Origin of the sequence: Methylophilus sp. OH31 (assembly GCF_000576615.1) — a bacterium.
Lineage (GTDB): Bacteria > Pseudomonadota > Gammaproteobacteria > Burkholderiales > Methylophilaceae > Methylophilus.
The window spans coordinates 339,580-357,151 of the sequence record NZ_BAUS01000007.1 but is presented as its reverse complement, the minus strand read 5'-3'; the positions used below and the strand labels follow the sequence as shown (position 1 = coordinate 357,151).

General features: G+C 50.6%; 19 protein-coding genes and 1 tRNA gene. 8 read left to right on the top strand and 12 right to left on the bottom strand.

What is annotated here, in order from left to right:
* Positions 1-34: 34 nt before the first annotated feature.
* The 5 genes from OH31_RS11010 to OH31_RS10990 all read right to left on the bottom strand — a co-directional run bounded on the left by OH31_RS11010 (position 35) and on the right by OH31_RS10990 (position 5,095).
* On the bottom strand, positions 35-796 hold the full coding sequence (locus tag OH31_RS11010; RefSeq protein WP_024930767.1) for a TSUP family transporter: 762 nt from the start codon (positions 794-796) through the stop codon (positions 35-37).
* A 14-nt stretch (positions 797-810) separates the two neighbouring features.
* Positions 811-1,650: a symmetrical bis(5'-nucleosyl)-tetraphosphatase gene (locus OH31_RS11005; RefSeq protein WP_024930766.1), complete on the bottom strand. Its 840-nt coding sequence runs from the start codon at positions 1,648-1,650 to the stop codon at positions 811-813.
* 77 nt (positions 1,651-1,727) lie between these two features.
* Positions 1,728-2,231, bottom strand: a complete 504-nt coding sequence (locus OH31_RS11000) for a cytochrome c5 family protein (protein WP_019883185.1) — start codon at positions 2,229-2,231, stop codon at positions 1,728-1,730.
* A gap of 150 nt (positions 2,232-2,381) precedes the next feature.
* Complete coding sequence (locus tag OH31_RS10995; RefSeq protein ID WP_024930765.1) at positions 2,382-3,866, bottom strand: choice-of-anchor I family protein; 1,485 nt, start codon at positions 3,864-3,866, stop codon at positions 2,382-2,384.
* A gap of 89 nt (positions 3,867-3,955) precedes the next feature.
* Positions 3,956-5,095 carry a sugar phosphate nucleotidyltransferase gene (locus OH31_RS10990; RefSeq protein ID WP_019883187.1) on the bottom strand — a complete coding sequence of 380 codons (1,140 nt, stop codon included), beginning with the start codon at positions 5,093-5,095 and terminating at the stop codon, positions 3,956-3,958.
* A gap of 160 nt (positions 5,096-5,255) precedes the next feature.
* Between OH31_RS10990 and OH31_RS10985 the strand changes: the two genes are divergently transcribed.
* From OH31_RS10985 to OH31_RS10965, 4 genes are all read left to right on the top strand, one after another.
* Positions 5,256-5,332, top strand: a tRNA-Arg gene (locus OH31_RS10985).
* Positions 5,333-5,819: 487 nt separating this feature from the next.
* Positions 5,820-6,215 (top strand): YccF domain-containing protein, encoded by a 396-nt coding sequence (locus OH31_RS14470; RefSeq protein ID WP_029512419.1) that lies wholly within the window; start codon positions 5,820-5,822, stop codon positions 6,213-6,215.
* Between the two features lie 27 nt (positions 6,216-6,242).
* Entirely contained in the window at positions 6,243-6,818 is a 576-nt protein-coding gene (locus OH31_RS10970) for an MOSC domain-containing protein (protein WP_024930764.1), read from the top strand.
* 260 nt (positions 6,819-7,078) lie between these two features.
* Positions 7,079-7,330: a hypothetical protein gene (locus tag OH31_RS10965; protein WP_024930763.1), complete on the top strand. Its 252-nt coding sequence runs from the start codon at positions 7,079-7,081 to the stop codon at positions 7,328-7,330.
* Between the two features lie 74 nt (positions 7,331-7,404).
* On the opposite strand, the gene OH31_RS10960 is transcribed toward OH31_RS10965, so the two are convergent.
* The 4 genes from OH31_RS10960 to OH31_RS10945 all read right to left on the bottom strand — a co-directional run bounded on the left by OH31_RS10960 (position 7,405) and on the right by OH31_RS10945 (position 10,457).
* Entirely contained in the window at positions 7,405-8,280 is an 876-nt protein-coding gene (locus tag OH31_RS10960; RefSeq protein WP_024930762.1) for an alpha/beta fold hydrolase, read from the bottom strand.
* A 2-nt stretch (positions 8,281-8,282) separates the two neighbouring features.
* Positions 8,283-8,903 carry a LexA family transcriptional regulator gene (locus OH31_RS10955; RefSeq protein WP_019883194.1) on the bottom strand — a complete coding sequence of 207 codons (621 nt, stop codon included), beginning with the start codon at positions 8,901-8,903 and terminating at the stop codon, positions 8,283-8,285.
* Between the two features lie 165 nt (positions 8,904-9,068).
* Positions 9,069-9,443 carry a DsrE family protein gene (locus OH31_RS10950; RefSeq protein ID WP_024930761.1) on the bottom strand — a complete coding sequence of 125 codons (375 nt, stop codon included), beginning with the start codon at positions 9,441-9,443 and terminating at the stop codon, positions 9,069-9,071.
* Between the two features lie 111 nt (positions 9,444-9,554).
* Entirely contained in the window at positions 9,555-10,457 is a 903-nt protein-coding gene (locus OH31_RS10945; protein WP_036299117.1) for a LysR family transcriptional regulator, read from the bottom strand.
* A gap of 121 nt (positions 10,458-10,578) precedes the next feature.
* On the opposite strand from OH31_RS10945, the gene OH31_RS10940 reads away from it, so the two are divergent.
* Complete coding sequence (locus OH31_RS10940) at positions 10,579-11,214, top strand: pyridoxamine 5'-phosphate oxidase family protein (RefSeq protein ID WP_024930759.1); 636 nt, start codon at positions 10,579-10,581, stop codon at positions 11,212-11,214.
* A gap of 100 nt (positions 11,215-11,314) precedes the next feature.
* Here the strand turns inward: OH31_RS10940 and OH31_RS10935 are convergent, their stop codons facing one another.
* Complete coding sequence (locus tag OH31_RS10935) at positions 11,315-11,692, bottom strand: DUF6232 family protein (RefSeq protein WP_019883201.1); 378 nt, start codon at positions 11,690-11,692, stop codon at positions 11,315-11,317.
* A gap of 162 nt (positions 11,693-11,854) precedes the next feature.
* On the opposite strand from OH31_RS10935, the gene OH31_RS10930 reads away from it, so the two are divergent.
* Entirely contained in the window at positions 11,855-12,244 is a 390-nt protein-coding gene (locus tag OH31_RS10930; RefSeq protein ID WP_024930758.1) for a hypothetical protein, read from the top strand.
* Between the two features lie 12 nt (positions 12,245-12,256).
* Here OH31_RS10930 and OH31_RS10925 read toward each other — a convergent pair whose 3' ends face one another.
* Together OH31_RS10925 and OH31_RS14835 are read right to left on the bottom strand one after the other, a co-directional pair.
* Positions 12,257-12,715, bottom strand: coding sequence for a DUF6232 family protein (locus OH31_RS10925; protein WP_024930757.1), 459 nt, complete (start codon positions 12,713-12,715; stop codon positions 12,257-12,259).
* A 249-nt stretch (positions 12,716-12,964) separates the two neighbouring features.
* A complete protein-coding gene (locus tag OH31_RS14835) occupies positions 12,965-14,863 on the bottom strand; it encodes a diguanylate cyclase domain-containing protein (protein ID WP_036299116.1) in 1,899 nt (632 codons plus the stop codon).
* A 391-nt stretch (positions 14,864-15,254) separates the two neighbouring features.
* On the opposite strand from OH31_RS14835, the gene OH31_RS10910 reads away from it, so the two are divergent.
* On the top strand, positions 15,255-17,012 hold the full coding sequence (locus OH31_RS10910; protein WP_024930756.1) for an ABC transporter ATP-binding protein: 1,758 nt from the start codon (positions 15,255-15,257) through the stop codon (positions 17,010-17,012).
* Positions 17,013-17,046: 34 nt separating this feature from the next.
* Entirely contained in the window at positions 17,047-17,553 is a 507-nt protein-coding gene (locus OH31_RS10905) for a DUF1993 family protein (RefSeq protein WP_024930755.1), read from the top strand.
* Positions 17,554-17,572: the final 19 nt, after the last annotated feature.

Genomic DNA, 17,572 nt, shown 5'->3' with positions numbered 1-17,572 from the left:
ATTGGCCATGACAGCTGTTACAAGCATGATGCCTTTAAACGACATAGGCATCTACGCCCGTTTTTAAAATCAGTAACACTACCACCAGCATAAATACCCTGCGCACCAGCCCGGCACCATGCTTGAGTGCCAATGCAGTCCCCACCAGGCTACCCGCCACATTGGCCGCTGCCATAACCAGGCCGACCTGCCACCACACATGACCAGTTGCGGCCAGCATCAGCAGTGCGGCAAGATTGGTGGTCGCATTCAGCACTTTCGCCGAGGCGGAGGCATGCAGGAAATCTTGTCCCAGCCAGCGCACCAGCAGAAAAATAAAAAAACTACCGGTGCCCGGCCCGAAAAAACCATCATACCAGCCGATACCCGCCCCAATCGCCAGGGCCAGCCACAAGCGTGCGCGGGCACTCTGCCGTATCGGCGCATGATGCAGGCCAAATTGCGGAGATTTTAAGGTGTAAACCAGCACCAGCAGCAATACCCAGGGCAGCAATTTGCGCAAGAACTGCGGATCCATCCAGGTCAGCGTCCACGCCCCCAGGCCAGCGCCGACAAAAGCCACTAGCGCAGCGGGGGCCAGCCAGGTCCAATCCAGCTGCACGCGATGGCTATAGCGCCAGGCGGCCACGGTGGTACCAAACACACTGGAACATTTATTGGTGCCCAGCAATAAGGCAGGCGGCAGTGAGGTATAAGTCGAGAGCAGCGCAGGCACGGTGACCAGCCCGCCACCACCGACCATCGCATCCATGACCCCGGCCAGAAAGGCGGCCGCCACGACTAGCCACAACTCCATCACAGGCGCGCCAACTACTCGCCAACCGTGCCTGCTGGCCGGTCGCGCGGATCTAAGGGCACTTGGGTAAACGCACCTGTTTCCAGCGTATAAGCCGTCAGCTGTCGTCCCCACAAGCAACCGGTATCCAGCGCAATCACGCCCTCGCCCTGATACAAACCAAGCGCTGACCAATGCCCGAACAGGATGGTTTGACTGGCTTGCGCCGATTGCCGCGTAGCGACTTTGAACCAGGGCTGATAGCCAGCAGGAATATCCTGCACCTCACCTTTGAAGGCAAATTCCATTGCCCCAGAGTCATCGAGCAAGCGCATGCGCGTCAGGGCATTGGTAATCGCGCGCAAGCGATCAATACCGGTTAAGCGATCATCCCAGGCGGCCGGATGGTTGCCATACATCTGCTGTAAAAAGCTTAAATAATCTGTTGACTGCAACACAGTTTCAACCTCAGCCGCCAGCGCCCTGGCCTCTGGCAAAGTCCATTGCGGATAGAGCCCGGCGTGCAACATGGCAAAATCATCTTCCAGCACCATCAGCGGCTGTTGGCGTAACCAGCCGAGCAAGGCGGCGCCATCGTCGGCAGAAAACAATGCTGTCAGCGTATCAAAGCGATGCGGTGGCCGGATATGATGTGCCACAGCAATCGCATGCAGGTCATGGTTACCCAGCACCAGCCGCACATGCTCGCGGTGCCTGTATACCCAACGCAACACCTCCAGAGAGCCGGTACCGCGATTAATCAAATCCCCCACCAGCCACAGGCTGTCACGGCCTGGCTGAAAATCCACCTGTTCCAGTAAATGCATCAGGGAATGGTAGCAGCCCTGAATATCACCAATTGCATATCTCGCCATGGCGTCAACTTTGCAAAAAAATCAATTCACCAATAAAAAAGCCGCTTGAATCAAGCGGCTTCTCACATTCACAGCAATTACTTCTTCAAGCTAGCAGGATCAAACTTTGCACCAGCCTGATTTGCCATATAAGCCACGGCATCTGCCACTTCATGATCACTCAGGTCAGCCGCGCCGCCGCGTGGTGGCATGCTACGAATGCCTTCTGTCGCATGTTTCACCAGGGTTTCATAACCTTGCGCAATACGTGGACCCCAGTCCCCAGCATTACCGATTTTTGGCGCACCCAATGCACCTACGCCATGACAGGCCACGCATGTGCCTTTCACAATCTCTTCGCCACTCTTTTCAACGTGGGCGCCAGCGGCTTCAGCCACTTCAATGGTCGCCACCGGTTTGATATTGGCCACCACTTTTTGCTCGACTGCGTCAGTTTCTTCTTTGGACGGGGCGGCTTTCTCACTGCCAAACACGCCAAACAGGTAAGCCAGTAGCGAGACCAGCAAAGTGAAACCAACAATGGCACCTGGAATCGCAATAATTAACTCTTTAATGCTTGAACCTTGTTTGTAATCCGACATATCCGTATCCCGTTGCGTTAGAAAAAATATCCCCGCGATTATAACGCAGAACGACTAGACAGGAAACGCGCGCGCGGGCTTTTCCATGTGCGCAAAAACAAACAGCCGGACATGTTGCCATGCCCGGCTGAATGTATACTCAATGACCGATTACTTCTGGCGACGACGCATGGCCGCCATCGCGACCAAACCCAGGCCTAGCATCGCAGCAGAACCTGGCTCAGGCACGGCACTGATACGGAACAAGGAAGTCGTGTTAGAACCTTCGTTGGCAAACGCCAGGAAGATAGAGCCGTCTTTTTCAAAGGCGACCAGACCTTCTGGCGCCAAATCACCATCAGACACGATCATGTCGATAAAGCTGACCTTGGTCGGGTCAGTAATATCAAACAGGGCAATCGCGCCTTTCAGGGTTCTTTCCAGGCCCACCGCAGCAATGGTGCGGCCACCCAGTGTGAACAGGTCTACGCCTTCTGGCTCCACACCTTTGTCACGGCTACGGCCATCATCATAAATGCCACGTGCAAACGCTTCTTTATCAAGGATATCGCCGCTGCTATACACTAGGTTGCCATCCGCATCACGGATGCTGAAATCTCGTGTACCAGCGGCGTACAGATCGCCCGGAGATGAGTCAGTATTCAATACACGGATATTGGCCAAGTCGCCAGTCGCACCTAATGAGCTGGCAGCAGAACGGTCACCGTCATCTTCACGGAAATCACCTTCGTTGGCGGTCACCAGGTAGGGCTTGCCAGCCACGTCGTAGGTCGCGATACCGTCAGGCATGGGCAACCCTTTTATGTTGGCGCTAATAAAGTTAACACTACCATTATTGAGCGGGTCGATACTGTTACCCGGCTGACTGAAGTCTTTCGCGCCCAAGCCCACCACTTTTGTGAAAGAGTTTGTGTTCAGGTCCAGGATGCCAATCGCGTTGGCTTCTTGCAGCGTGACATAGGCTTTGCTGCCGTCGGCACTGACTGCAATATATTCCGGCTCGAAATCCATGCCGGTGTTGGTGCGGATATGGCTGCCAGAAGTTGGCACACCGGCCAAAGTGGCCGTCGCAGCCACAGTGCGGCTGGTCACATCAATAATTGTGACGCTACCGACCGGGTCATTGGCAGATGCGCCATAGACGCGTGGTACGCTATTGCCGATACGTGAGCCATAGACATTTGGCGTGCCTTCGTTGGCGACCAGAATTTTGCTGCCATCAGGCGTGAATGTCAGCATGTCTGGCAATGCACCCACGGTGAATGTGTTAGTGCCTGCGGCCAGGCTTCTGCTGGAAGTGTTATACAACTGCACGATACCAGCATTGGTACGTGTATTGTTTTCAATGGCAAATGCAGCCATGCCATTACTGATGCTCACGCTGTTGATACTGCCATAAGCACTGGTATCAATGCGTTGCAGCAAGCTGCCGGTGTTCGCATCCAATACGTCCACCCCTTTTACGCCAGCCACCCACAAAGTGTTGGTGGTCACATCAAAGGCCGGGATTTCAGACAAATAGCCACCACCACTGTGGGCAAATGTCCACTCTTTGCTAATTTGGTACGTTGTTGCCGCTTGTGCCATGCTCATGCTACCGAACAGCAAGCCCATCATTAAAGTCATTTTTTTCATGTGTTTACCCTCTCCTCAAAACTCCAGAGAGCATAGTCACCCAACATGACAAATCCTTGACGCTGGCATGTCAGAAACATGGCAACGGACTACAGTCTGGCATACGCGTAGTTTTGTGGATACACCACTTTCTCGCGCGCATCAGTCCAGATAATGTCGCAATTGTCGTCATCCATATGCACCATGCGGCCATTGCGGTCGACACAATACTCGCCGCACACAATGCGGTCTTCAATCGCATAGCCCTGGGCAATGCGCGTGTAATCAAACAAAATCGAGCGAATCACCGTGCTGTCGCGCTGGATATGGCAACCAGCGTTAATCCAGGTCGGGCCGATAATCCGGGTGTTTTTATCAATACGCGAACCAGAGCCGATATACACCGGCCCCTCAATCTGCGTGTGTTCCCAATCAATATGCACATTCAGCCCTACCCACACACCAGGTTTGACCTGCTTGCCCGGAATCGGCATCGACGGGAAAAAACCCTGCATCATTTGCTGCATCACCAGCCAGTAATCACTTACCACGCCAATATCAATCCAGTTAAACGGATGCTGGATCGCGTAAAACGGCAGGCCACGCTGCACCAATAAAGGGAACAAATCCGAGCCAATATCAAACTCGCTGCCGGAAGGAATCAGGTCTAATACTTCAGGTTCGAAAATATAAATCCCGGTACTCGCCCAGTTGGAGCGCGCCTCTAACTGGCTAGGCTTCTCCTGAAAAGAAATGATACGGCCTTCATTATTAGTCACCACCACGCCATAGCCAGACACCTTATCCATAGGCACCTGCATGGTCACCAGGCTTGCCAGCGCACCCTTCTCCTTGTGCTCTTTCACCGCCCGCGTAATGTCCAGGTCAATAATCGCATCACCGCACAACACAATCGTCGTGTCATCAAAAAAGCCACTAAAATCCTGAATCTTACGCATGCCCCCGGCAGAGCCCACCGCATGCGGCACGATCTTGCCGTCGACAATATCGCCCTCAAACGAATAGCCAATATTCACGCCAAAACGATGGCCATCTTCAAAGTAATCCTGAATCTTCTGGTGCAGATAACTCACATTCACCATGATATCGGCCACGCCATGCATAGCCAGATGCTCGATCAGATACGCCATCACCGGCTTACCCAACACCGGAATCATCGGCTTAGGCAATTCATAAGTCAGCGGCCGGACACGTGTACCCTTACCCGCGGCCAAAATCATGGCTTTCATAGTGCAATACCCTTAAACAATCTTAATATTTCCTCAGGCAAGCATAGCCCCGCACTATGACAATATTATTTCAACCGCGTAGTGGTGCGCAGCAGGTAAGAAGAGAAAATAGAAGGCACGCGCCAAGCCAGCGCAACTTATTTGCTATAATGGCAGGATTGCGCCCGTAGCTCAGCTGGATAGAGTATTGGTTTCCGAAGCCAAGGGTCGTGGGTTCGACTCCCGCCGGGCGCACCAGTCAGAAAAGCAAAGCCAAGATAGTGATTACTAACTTGGCTTTTTTTAACAGCTGAAAATATTCAAGACTAGCGGACTTTTCATCCGTTTGGCGTGGGTTCGATCCCCGCACACCTTACCAAAATATAAAAGACGGATTGCAGAAATGTGAGCCGTTTTTCTTTTCTCGATACTGAACAGCATTTCAGATTTCAGCATTTCGTTATTTCTGCAGTTTTCAAGTTGACCATTTTCAAGCTGGTTCCGAAACTCACACCATCTGTTGCCCCAAGTCTAGTCATAATAGGCTGGTTGATACGATGGTAATCTCGGTGGCGTTCATTGGCCGTTATGTTGGCTTGGCGTGAAGGTAGGAATTTTTCCAGTCACAGGGGAAGATATTGTACAGGTCGTTGTAGGGCAGCCCTTTTTAAGTTATGTTTAGTCAATGATCTCGTCAGCCATATGAAATTGGTTTAAATTCGCGTACAAAAAAGGGGGAATAAAAATGCGCAGTATTGGTAATTTTCTTTGGTTCATCTTTGGCGGCTTTTTCATGGGTCTGGCCTGGTGGTTCTTTGGTATTTTGGCGTTCATAACGATCATTGGCATCCCTTGGGGAAAAGCCTGCTTTGTCATTGGCCAATTTACCTTCTTACCATTTGGTCGAGAAGCAGTGAGTCGCAACGTGTTAAATCAGAAGGATGATATTGGTACCGGTGTACTTGGGTTTGTTGGTAACGTCATTTGGTTTATCTTTGCCGGTGCATGGTTGGCAATTGGCCATCTGGTTTCTGCACTTGCTTGCTTCGTCACTATCATCGGCATTCCTTTTGGTATTCAACATCTAAAACTTGCTGTCATTTCACTCGCCCCCATTGGTAAAACAATAGTGAGTAAATAGCTTTACCAACAATCCACACTAGCATTCATGCAAACCGTTACCCTGCGTCAATTGACTCAACATTTTAGCCAGCATGGGCGGCTGGATGCCATTTATTTGCGTCCTGGTCGTGGTCAGCCTTGTTTGCTACAAGATCAAGTGCATGCCACCGCCAACCTTGGATTACAGGGAGATCGCGCAAGTTTGCGCCAGTCATCGGCTCCGAATGGAAGTAAACGACAAGTGACATTGCTGCAAGCAGAGCATTTACCAGTGATAGCAGCGTTCACGGGTCACTTACAGATTGATCCGGCTTTACTCAGGCGTAATCTGATTGTTTCTGGCATCAATCTGCTGGCAACAAAGTCGCTATTTAAAGATCAGCCGTTGCATCTATTGATCGGTAATGTCGTGTTGGAGATAACAGGCCCTTGTGAGCCCTGCTCAAGAATGGAACAAGTGCTAGGGGCAGGCGGTTACAACGCTATGCGCGGACATGGCGGTATAACGGCACGCATTATACGCAGTGGTCTGTTAAGTATTGGAGATACTGTACAGGTCGTTGTAGGGTCTGACACTGATACACCTCAGCAATCCTCCCTATCCCTTTTCGGCAATGACTAGCAATAAGTCTCAACTGTCACTCAAACCAACGAAGTCTTCATTGACCAGTGCCCACTTTAATATTCTCGGGCGCACCAGTCAGAAAAGTAAAGCCAAGATAGTAATGACTACTTGGCTTTTTTATGGTCAACGGATGGCCCGTTAATTAGTGGTGATGCATATCCGTGCTACTTACTATCCACACTCTCATAAAAACTTAGCTAGGTGTTTCCTTGTATTTCACCTATAGTCACCGCACATTTATTGATGAAAGACGCCGTATGAAAAAACTATTAGTCACTGTTCAACTGGAAATGGATGTACCTGACACTTGGAATCTGGTTGAGCACCCGGACGATGTGCAAGCAATTAAGCTTGAAGATGGACGATTTATGTACATGAGCTTTTTGCCCATGTTTACCACAGATGCTAATGCAGGGGCGGAATGGTCTAGCGAGTGCACTGATGCATTCAGTGATGAAATTTTGGACATGGTGGCGGATGAAGAAGTGTTAATGAAGTTTGAGCCTTGAGTCGCCATTCATTCTCTATTTCCTCACCAGCCGATGTTGAACTAACCACACCTCAACTGAAGCACCCTCCCGGCCTAATAAGCACTTGCGGCACTGACTGAAAAGCTGCCTGGCGCCTTCAGGGGCCGGGTAGTGGTGAATGTTGGTTTTAAGAATGTATGAATCGCAGCCGCTAAACGTTCAGGCTCATCATATGGCAGCCCATGGCCAACATCAGGAATTAACTTGTATTGCAGGTCTGGGTTGAGTGCGTGTAACTCACGCGCGGTTTCAGCAGAAACAATGCCTTCACTGCCAAGCACTAACAGGCTCGGCACATAAATATTCCGAACCAGCTCATCAAACTCCGGGTGCGGCGGGATCAGCACATCGAAAGCACGCGGATTGGTGCGGAACCTGGCTTGAACCATATGTTCCAGCAGCTCAGATGAGCGATAGCGATATCTGGCTTTGGCTTCTTTAAACAAGTCTGTTTTGCTGGACCGCAATATCTGGCGGTGCTGTTTAACCGCTTCACGCTCATCCAGCTGGCCCTGCCACTCGGGGCTGATAAATGTCGGGTCAGTCAGCACAATGCCTTCAATCGCAAAGCCCAATCGGCTGGCAACCATCGCGGCAGTCATGCCGCCCATTGAGTGGCCGAGCAGATATGGGGATTGAATGTCGAGTGTCCTGATCAGTTCGATCACATCATTGGCATGGTCTTGGTAGGTGTATCCATGCAAGGGGGCACTCGACTGACCATGGCCGCGCGCATCCGGCATAATGATGTCAAAGTGGTCTTCAAGCTCACGCGCCAACTGTGACCAGCACGCGCCACTGGCGGAGAGATCATGCAGCGCAATCAAGGTGGGCTTGTTGCCGCCTGTTCTTAAATAGTGAATATTGATGCCGTTTGCCCGGCACACAGCATTCGTCCAGTTGGCTGAAATAATGTTTTTACGGGTCATAATTAAAACTTTCTGAAAGAACCGGTGACGACACCCCAGATGGCGAACTGCATTCTGCCCTGGATGAGGATGGGTTCATATTTACCTGAGGAGTTGGCCGGTAATAGCTTTGGATCACCGTTCTTCTGTTTGGCTAAGGTCTTGATGGTGAACTCACCATCAATCATGGCCAGCACGATGTCACCTATGGAGGCCTGCTTTCTTTTATTCACAATCGCTTTATCGCCGGGTAGCAAGCCCGCTTCGATCATCGACTCCCCCTGGATCGTGACAAAAAAGGTATTTGCCGGGTCATCAATCAGGTAGCCATTAGGGTCCATACGCGACTCTTCATCGCTATCTGCCGGGGATGGCAAACCAGCGGGCACCTTGGACTGATACAGTGGCAGGCTTAAGTTATCCAGCTCTTCACATAGCTGCGTAAACTCCGCAATACTATCCAGCTGGCCTTCCAGTTGTTGAAGGCGTTGCTTCTTCGCATACGCCTCCAGAAAATTGGCGATGACCGGCTTTTGGCTGTCAGGCACACGGATGACACTGGTATTTTCCTTATAGGTACCCGTCCCAAGCTTGCGTCCTGAACCAGGCCGTTTGCCACCATTTTTTTTGTCTTCACTGTCCATGGATTTTATTGTAACAACAATCAGTTTTTATTGTAACAAAAATCAGATTATTTTATGTAAATAGTCTGACATCACTCGAGAACGGCAAATCAAGACTGCAAAATGGTCAATGCAATGACAGCCAGCCCCTTTCAACAGGGGCCCGGCTGCGAGGTTTCACGATCATCAAAAACTGAAAATCGTGTACCCGTCATGTGATAACTGGGCAATGCTAGGCAAACCAGACGTGCCTGGTACACTGTTGTCCGTCACCAGATTAAAACCATTCACCTCAGCATCCTCGCGCGCGCCGAATACATCGGCGCATCCGCATGAAACGCCAACCGTCACATCAGAAACTGCGGCATATAGTTGATAGAGCGGATGACCGACTTTGGTCAGATGGCTGGCCCAGCGCGTGCCGGTGCCTTGAAAGTAAATAGCGACGTCTATGTTTTTTTGCTTGAAGTCGTAGGCGGCTGCCAAACCATTGAATGCGCGGCCAAGTGCCTCTTCCCCGCCGTGTGTTGGGTCTGAAAAAATAATGATAGCTGCTTTCATAGTGATCTCCTTTGATCTGGTCATGTCGTTGATTGACAGCCGAATTCTAGGCACAGAAGGCAGCAGGAAAAACTACTCAGGGAGAAATAGATTGTTTCGCCGCGCGTAAGATCACTTGGGATTTAAGGTGGGATGGCTGCGTAAATTTTCGACCATCTCGTCTATAAAGCTGCGGACTTTGGAAGAGCCTAATTTGTCTTCCCGGTGCACGACATGTACCGGCCAGGGTGCTTCTTCAAAAGTTTCAAGGATCAGTCGCAATGCCTTATTTTCTACTTCATTCCATACCTGATATGAAAGCAGTCGTGCGATGCCTAAACCTCCTGCTGCAGCGGCTAAGGCCGCATCATTGCTGGTGACGGTTAATCGCGGATCCATCCTGAGCAATAAAGCTTCAGCATTAGATTGCTCACCATTGGACTGAAAGTGCCATTCAGTATGCGGTGAAACGGCGCTTGATGAGATGATGGAATGCTTCGAAAGGTCAGCAGGCAGCTTGGGCGTGCCGGACTTTTCGAGATAAGCTGGTGATGCGCATAACACACGCCTGACCTCCCCCACTTTGATGGCCCGCAGCCCGGAATCAGGTAAGTGACCAATACGGATCGCCACATCCATGCCTTCATCCACCAGGTTGGTCACGCGGTCGACCAAATGCGCAATGATTTTCACCTGCGGATAACGTTGCATATAGTCAATAATGCAAGGCATGACGAACATGCGGCCGAACATCACCGGCGCCGTGATCGACAGCGTACCGCGTGGCGTGGCATTACTCTCGGCGACGGCTTCATTCGCCTCTGCGATACTCACCAGGATGGCGCGTACATGTTCGTAATACTGGCGACCTGCGTCCGTGAAGCGCACATTGCGCGTCGTTCTTTGTAACAGCCTGGCGCCTAACTGCTCCTCTAGCGCAACCACAGCACGCGTCACCGCCGCTGGAGAAATATCCAGCTTGCGTGAGGCTGATGCAAACCCGCCCTCTTCAGCCACGCTCGCAAACACACGCATTAAGTGAAACTGGTCGATAGTATTTCTCCTGATGAAATAATGTATTGCAGCTAGCCCTGATTCTCTCATTCGCATTATTGACTAGAATTTGCCCATACGTAAACAAAGCCAGGAGAAAATCATGACGACACATTTGCTTGCAGATTTCGCGTCACCCAGCGATATCGCGTTCACACCGGCGGTGAAAGCCAGGCAAGAAGAACATGGCTCAAGAGCGGGCTATGCGAAATTCGAGAGTACGCGTGGCTGGGAGTCCCGTGTCACGCCTGTGCTTGCCGACTTTATTGCAGAGCAAACCAGCATGTATATGGCTACCGCCAATGCCCAGGGGCAACCTTATATGCAGCATCGCGGCGGCCCACGTGGTTTTTTGCATGTGCTCGACGAGCAAACACTGGCCTTTGCGGATTATGCCGGTAACAAGCAATACATCACCGCAGGCAATCTGGATGAAAACCCGAAAGCACAGCTATTTCTGATGGATTATGCCAATGCGCAACGCATCAAAATCTGGGGGGAAGCCAAAGTCGTGACGGGCGACAGTGACTTGGCAGCTCGCGTCTCTTCGCCGGATTATCAGGCAAGGGTGGAGCGTGTGATTGTGTTTACGATCAAGGCCTGGGATGCGAATTGCCCTAAACATATCCCCAAGCTTTTAAAAGTTGAGGATGTCATACCAGCGATTCAGGCGCGTGATCAAAAGATTGCCGCTTTGGAGGCGCGGCTGAAAGAGTTGGAGCAGAAACTCGCGGGGTAATAAGCGTCAGTTTTGTATCAGTCTGCGCTTCATGATTGAATGGCTGCGTCTCCCGCAGCCATTCAATCACTTCAAGCCATTCAACAATTTCAAAGAGTGCCTAGCTGGCATCGCCTCTTAAAGCAATCGCTACATTCAAAGCTGTGAGCACGTTTTCTGCATCCAGGCTGTTTTCGCTGACTAATGCCTGATGTTCACCTGCTGGCGTGTGGATGACGATTGAATATCTGGGCGTGGCTAAAAACCACAGCACACCGCCATAAATGATTGAAAAAATACCCACCAGCGGCAAGCTGCCACTGCCGAACAACAGCGCCAGGCCACCGAATAGGCATACGCGGGCAAAACCAAGTTGCGGTTTGAGGATTCTGCGCTCTATGGTGGTCACGCTTTTAATGGCGATGGTTTTACCGTTAACAATAAAGCGACTGTTACTCACGCTGACGCCTTGATGGCTGAAATAGATTGCTTCTTCCATAGCTCATCTCCATTGTTATCAATGAATAAAATTTTAACACGAAAATATCAATAATTAACTATTAATAACAATTTAGCGAGGCTTTTTGGTGACCAGTAACCGCTATACTTGCCTTAAATAAGGTGCAAACCCTGTGCTGGCACAGACATAAAGGATAGCGATATGCATCAAAAAACGTTTCTGGCAAAAGATGGCCAGACTTACACCCTGAATCTCAACGAAACAGGCGAGGAAATTGTTGTTTTACTCGATCGCGAGCAGGTCGGTGTGATTGATTTTCAGTTTAGCAAGGGCATACAAGGTGCCGAGAGCTACCTGATCACCGTGCTTGACCTGGAAAAGTGCAAACGCAAAGGCATAGGCGAAGCCTCACTCAGGTTTCATCAAGCCGTTTTCCGCCGTCCGTTAAGGGCCAATGGCGACATTCGGGAAGGCAGGCAATCGCAAGAAAGCCAGCTGACAAAAGAAGGCAGCGGCTTTATTGGCCATATGCGCGCCAAAGGCGTGATCGAACTGATCGATTTTCACGGCGCCTTCAGTGAAGACGAGTAGCAAACTAGCGCCTCACTCAATAAGTGGCGGTGACATCGGCGGAAAATCCGTATGCGTGACGTGAGATGACCCTCGCACAGGCACAGCGCCACTCACCGCAGACACGCCTCGATTAATCAAGGCAGCATCCAGCGCCCGAATAACCTGCTCAATATAGCTGCTATTGTGATCTTTCAGTACCTTATGCTCGCCCGTGGCAGTCTTTATCACCACAACATAGCTCGTTTTGACAAACAGCCACGTCATCACACCAAGTGCGATTAAACAACCGCCCACGACAAATAGCGCGCCTTCGGTCAGCAGAAATAATAATCCGATAGAGAGGATGAAAACCGCCAGACTTCGCGGCGGCTCAACCACGCCCAGCCGCACTGAAATAATGTCACGTATGTTGTATATATAACCGCTCGCGATAAAGCGGCTGTCGCTGATGATGACACCACCATCGCTGAAAAATACTTTTCTATCCATGGCTTGCTCCTTTAGAGCTATCTAGACGGGGGCGAGTCAGGGATGAAAGAGCAGCAATCACGAAGACACCCACGCACACTGCGTGTTACGTTGTGAATCTATACGACTCAAACGACCACAAAGAGGAGAAGTTAAGACGATATCCGAGAGGGTTTCAATTCACTATACGCCCATGCAAGAGGCCATGTGCATTATTTTCATACGTTAAGATCACTGGCAGTGGCAAGTCGAACCTGCCTCAATAATGACCTACACCGTTTCAACCATAAACACACCATTTTTACCGTTTTTCTTGGCGGTATACATGGCCTTGTCCGCTTGCCGGATAAGCTCGGTGGGTTGCGTTTCCTGAGAATGCTCACTGGTGTAATAAGCAATACCAATACTGACGGTGATGTTTAAGGTCACCTGGTTAAAGTGAAATGGTTCTGAGATCGTATGCAGAATTTTTTCTGCAATTCTGGTCGCGTCAGAAACCTGGCTGACCCCTTCCAGCACAATAATAAACTCGTCACCGGCATAGCGGGCAACCGTGTCAGACTGACGCGTGGACTTATCTATCCTGTTGGCAACCTCGCGCAACAGCATATCGCCGACATTGTGGCCATAAGTATCGTTCACCGATTTAAAGCCATCCAGGTCAACAAACAAAATAGACAGCGTAGTTTGATTGGCTTTGGCACGCTGCACCGCAATGGGCAGTATCTCTTCCAGCTTGCGCCGGTTGGGCAGACCGGTTAAGGGGTCGTTGCGGGCTTCGTTTTTGAGCAGGCTTTCCAGTTGCTTTCTATCGGTAATATCCCTGAGAAACGAGGTAAACAGCGTTTGATGATTGATCTCCAGCACATTCACCTGCAATTCTATCGGGATACGCACGCCATCTTTCCGCATCGCTTCAAGCTCGATGCGCTTGCCCATCATGTCTGACTGTTTTTCCAGTGCAAACCGCCGCATGCCTGCCTGATGTGCCTGCTGCAACTCATTAGGAATAATCAGCTTATCCAGCTTGCGACCGATCGCCTCCTCATCGCCCCAGCCGAATATATGCTCCGCCTGCTTATTCCAGGCTTTGACAATGCCTTCTGCATCCATGCACACGTAGGCGTCGTTGGCGTTATCTAAAATGGTGCGCAACTCTAACTCTGCATTTTGTAACAGCTGCTCCGAGGCCGCTTTTTCCTGATAGGCCGCCAGCATGGATTTGTTTGCCTGTTTAAGCTCTTCAGTACGCTGGCTGACTTTCTCTTCCAGCGTTTTACGTAACAAGGTCAGCGCCGCTTCTGTTTCTTTGGCACTTTGGATATCTTTGACAATCGCCACAAAATAATCGAGTTCGCCCGCGGGGTTCAACTGCTTGGTGACAGTCAGTTCAACCCACACCGGCTCACCACTTTTTTTCACGTATCTTTTTTCAAGCTGATAACGATTTAATTTACCGGCGACTAATTGATCCAGCAGATTTAAATCAGCGTTCAAATCCTCAGGCAAAGTAATGTCCTGAAATGTCAGCAGCAATAACTCCGCCTTGGAATAATCAACGATTCGGCATAACTCTTCGTTCACTTCTAACCAACTGCCGTTTGGCTTCACCATGGCAATGCCAATGGCTGCATTTTCAAACAGGGTTTTAAACTTGCTTTCAGAGCTTTGAAGCGACTGCTTGGCTGCCAGCATGCGCTCACGGAACTGCAACTCACGCGTCGCAAGATGTGCCAGGTCATTCAGCGCAGCCAACTCTTTTTCAGTAGGTTTTTTAGGTTTTTCATCAATGACGCATAGTGTGCCCAGCGCATAACCTTCCAGGCTTTTGATCGGGATGCCGGCATAAAAACGGATATTGGGGGCATTCAACACCAGCGGATTCCTGGCAAAGCGCTCATCGGTCAGCGCATTCTCAACAATCAGCTGCTCACCGCTTTCAACCGCGTGCGTGCAAAAAGAAATATCGCGTGCGGTTTCTGACACCTCAACCCCGTGTTTGGACTTAAACCATTGCCGATGTTCATCCACCAGTGAAATCAGCGAGATCGGCGTATCAAGAATGGTCGAGGCAACCCTGGTAATGGTGTCGAAAAAATCTTCAGGCGCAGAGTCGAGCAGCCCTAAGGCGTAGAGTTTTTCTAATCTTCGCTGTTCATCATTCACCATTTTTGTACTCACATATTGAGCGGCATTCAATACCTGAAATAACGTCACGCCAACGATAAAATTAACGCTTTTTAGCTAAAAATCTTTACGAAAATACTAAAACTTCCCATTTCAAGTCTCCTTAGATTGTGCATGCAATCATCCGCCATAACGCGCACCCGGGTTAGTAAAAACTGGCATGACCTGCATGAACCTCGTACAGGCATACTAGTCAATACTGTTGCCAAGCAAACAGCCGATAGTCGTGCAGTGTTTCATTCACAACACCTGAAATCATCAAGCCTTCGAACCCCGTTGTTTTGATTAGCAAAAATCATGGCACGAAGTTTGATTAGTCTTTCAGTTGGATCAGGGACAACCCTGGTCATAGCGAAAGAATAGAGAGTTAACTATGCAAAACGTATGGCGTGCCATTCAGTTTATTCCCGAATATAAAGGGAAAGTCATTGGGGTGATCCTGGTCGGTACCGCATTGGGATTTATCAATACCGCCACCCCGTATTTGTACAAAATGATTGTTGATGTCATTGCACACCTGCTGTCAGGCACCATTACCCAGCAACAGGCCACCTGGAGTGTGACCGTATTACTCGGGATATTTTTTGCCTTGCGCCTGGGGGTGGTGATATTCGGCGCGATCCAGAACAAGCAGGCCGATGATTTGTGGCTGGATACCGTGAGCACTTTCCGCCAGCGCGTGTTCGATAACATGACGCAAAAATCGATTGATTACTTTGAAAAAACCCGTGTCGGCGAAATCATGGATCGCTTTGGCACCATTACCAGCATCACCATGTGGCTGTCTTCGCTCACTGAAGGCACCCTCTCTGGCATCCTGCAAATGCTGTTTATCATCACCGTGCTGCTGGTCAAGGCCCCCGTCATTGGCCTGATCATGGCCGGGGTGCTGGCCATCAATTTCTGGGTGTCTTACCGCACCGTAGGCTGGACGCACCAGTATCGCCGGGGCTGGCAGACTCTGGCAGGCCGTATGACCGGATTGCTGGCAGAAATGGTCGGCAACATTGCCACCGTACGCAGCTTTGGCGGCGAACCAGCAGTGAAACAACGCTATGACACCACCCAGGCCGAATGGCGCGTGGTGCGCGACAACCTGCATAAAACCCAATGGAAGTCAGAGCAGGGCCTCAATGTGGTGAATACCTTTGGCGTGTTTGCCGCAGTAGCCCTCACCGTCAACGGCGCGCTCAAAGGCGCATATACCACGGGAGACATCCTGCTGGTACTGACCTTGAGCCAAAGCCTGATCAGCACCATCGGCCCGATTGCCAGACAGGTAAACCAGGCCAGTGAAATCGAGAGTAGTGCCGAGCGGTTGGTGGAGCTGCTGGATGTAGAAGCAGAACACAGGGACAAACCTGATGCCATCGTGCTGGAACAACTGGAAACCATCACTTTTGAGCAGGTCACTTTCCGTTACCCTGGCAAAGAAACCAGTGCTTTAGATCAAGTGTCGTTTCATCTCAATGCGGGCCAGACACTGGCACTGGTCGGCACTAGCGGCAGTGGCAAAACCACTATCGTCAAACTGCTGATGCGCTTTTATGACCCGACCGAAGGCCGCATCCTCATTAACGGCATAGACCTCAAGGATTACCAGCAACGCAGCATCCGTGCCGTGATGGGCGTGGTATTGCAAGACGTCGCCCTGTTTAATGACAGCATAGGCGAGAACATTGCCTTTGCCAGACCGGGCGCGACTAACCAGGACGTGATTGCCGCGGCGGTTGCAGCACATGCTGACGAATTTATCCGGCATCTGGATGACCAGTATGAAACACGGGTCGGTGAGCGCGGGATCAAATTGTCTGGTGGCGAAAAACAACGCGTGGCGATTGCTCGCGCCATTCTTAAAAACCCGCAGCTGATTATTCTGGACGAAGCCACCAGCGCACTGGATTCTGAATCAGAACACCTGGTGCAGCAAGGCCTGGAGCAGCTGGTGTCAGGCCGCAGTTCCATCATCATCGCGCACCGTCTGAGCACGGTCATGAATGCAGACATGATTCTGGTATTGCAACACGGCCATATTATCGAAAGAGGCCATCACGCCGAGCTGCTCGCCGTGCAAGGGCTGTATGCACGACTATTTTCACTGCAATCCAAAGGGCATCTGGCCGTCGCCTGACCCTAACTTCAACCCCACTTTATGGTGATTAAAAATGAGCACTTCTTTATATCAATTATCCGTCCCGACCTTTATTAAATTTCTCGGCAACCTGTCCCATATTCTGGACAAAGCCGCTGCGTTTGCCACAGAAAAAAAGATAGAACAAAGCGTGCTGCTGGAAACCCGCCTCTATCCCAATATGTTTACCTTTGGCCGCCAATTGCAACGCGTGGCGGATCATGCCACCAGCTACTCCGCCAGACTGGCTGGCCTGCCACCCCCAAAATTTGACTTGCCACTGACCACCTTTGCCGAGTATCAAGCCTTGATCAAAGCATCTATCGATTTCTTGGCCGGACTGGAAGCCAGCCAGATTGATGGCCAGGAAACCAGGGAAATCTCTATCCCGCGTGGCACCGAAGTCCGCGTCGTACAAGGCCAGCCACATCTGCTGAATAACATCTTGCCCAATTTTTATTTCCACCTGACCACTGCCTACGCCATTTTGCGCAATATCGGTGTGGATGTTGGTAAACAGGATTTTTTAGGCAGAAGCTAACCATATACACAAAAAAGTG

Excerpts from the sequence above, each read along its gene's own strand:
- OH31_RS11010 (WP_024930767.1), bottom strand. The coding sequence starts at position 796 with ATGGAGTTGTGGCTAGTCGTGGCGGCCGCCTTTCTGGCCGGGGTCATG.
- OH31_RS11005 (WP_024930766.1), bottom strand. The coding sequence starts at position 1,650 with ATGGCGAGATATGCAATTGGTGATATTCAGGGCTGCTACCATTCCCTG.
- OH31_RS11000 (WP_019883185.1), bottom strand. The coding sequence starts at position 2,231 with ATGTCGGATTACAAACAAGGTTCAAGCATTAAAGAGTTAATTATTGCG.
- OH31_RS10995 (WP_024930765.1), bottom strand. The coding sequence starts at position 3,866 with ATGAAAAAAATGACTTTAATGATGGGCTTGCTGTTCGGTAGCATGAGC.
- OH31_RS10990 (WP_019883187.1), bottom strand. The coding sequence starts at position 5,095 with ATGAAAGCCATGATTTTGGCCGCGGGTAAGGGTACACGTGTCCGGCCG.
- OH31_RS14470 (WP_029512419.1), top strand. The coding sequence starts at position 5,820 with ATGCGCAGTATTGGTAATTTTCTTTGGTTCATCTTTGGCGGCTTTTTC.
- OH31_RS10970 (WP_024930764.1), top strand. The coding sequence starts at position 6,243 with ATGCAAACCGTTACCCTGCGTCAATTGACTCAACATTTTAGCCAGCAT.
- OH31_RS10965 (WP_024930763.1), top strand. The coding sequence starts at position 7,079 with ATGAAAAAACTATTAGTCACTGTTCAACTGGAAATGGATGTACCTGAC.
- OH31_RS10960 (WP_024930762.1), bottom strand. The coding sequence starts at position 8,280 with ATGACCCGTAAAAACATTATTTCAGCCAACTGGACGAATGCTGTGTGC.
- OH31_RS10955 (WP_019883194.1), bottom strand. The coding sequence starts at position 8,903 with ATGGACAGTGAAGACAAAAAAAATGGTGGCAAACGGCCTGGTTCAGGA.
- OH31_RS10950 (WP_024930761.1), bottom strand. The coding sequence starts at position 9,443 with ATGAAAGCAGCTATCATTATTTTTTCAGACCCAACACACGGCGGGGAA.
- OH31_RS10945 (WP_036299117.1), bottom strand. The coding sequence starts at position 10,457 with ATGCGTGTGTTTGCGAGCGTGGCTGAAGAGGGCGGGTTTGCATCAGCC.
- OH31_RS10940 (WP_024930759.1), top strand. The coding sequence starts at position 10,579 with ATGACGACACATTTGCTTGCAGATTTCGCGTCACCCAGCGATATCGCG.
- OH31_RS10935 (WP_019883201.1), bottom strand. The coding sequence starts at position 11,692 with ATGGAAGAAGCAATCTATTTCAGCCATCAAGGCGTCAGCGTGAGTAAC.
- OH31_RS10930 (WP_024930758.1), top strand. The coding sequence starts at position 11,855 with ATGCATCAAAAAACGTTTCTGGCAAAAGATGGCCAGACTTACACCCTG.
- OH31_RS10925 (WP_024930757.1), bottom strand. The coding sequence starts at position 12,715 with ATGGATAGAAAAGTATTTTTCAGCGATGGTGGTGTCATCATCAGCGAC.
- OH31_RS14835 (WP_036299116.1), bottom strand. The coding sequence starts at position 14,863 with ATGGTGAATGATGAACAGCGAAGATTAGAAAAACTCTACGCCTTAGGG.
- OH31_RS10910 (WP_024930756.1), top strand. The coding sequence starts at position 15,255 with ATGCAAAACGTATGGCGTGCCATTCAGTTTATTCCCGAATATAAAGGG.
- OH31_RS10905 (WP_024930755.1), top strand. The coding sequence starts at position 17,047 with ATGAGCACTTCTTTATATCAATTATCCGTCCCGACCTTTATTAAATTT.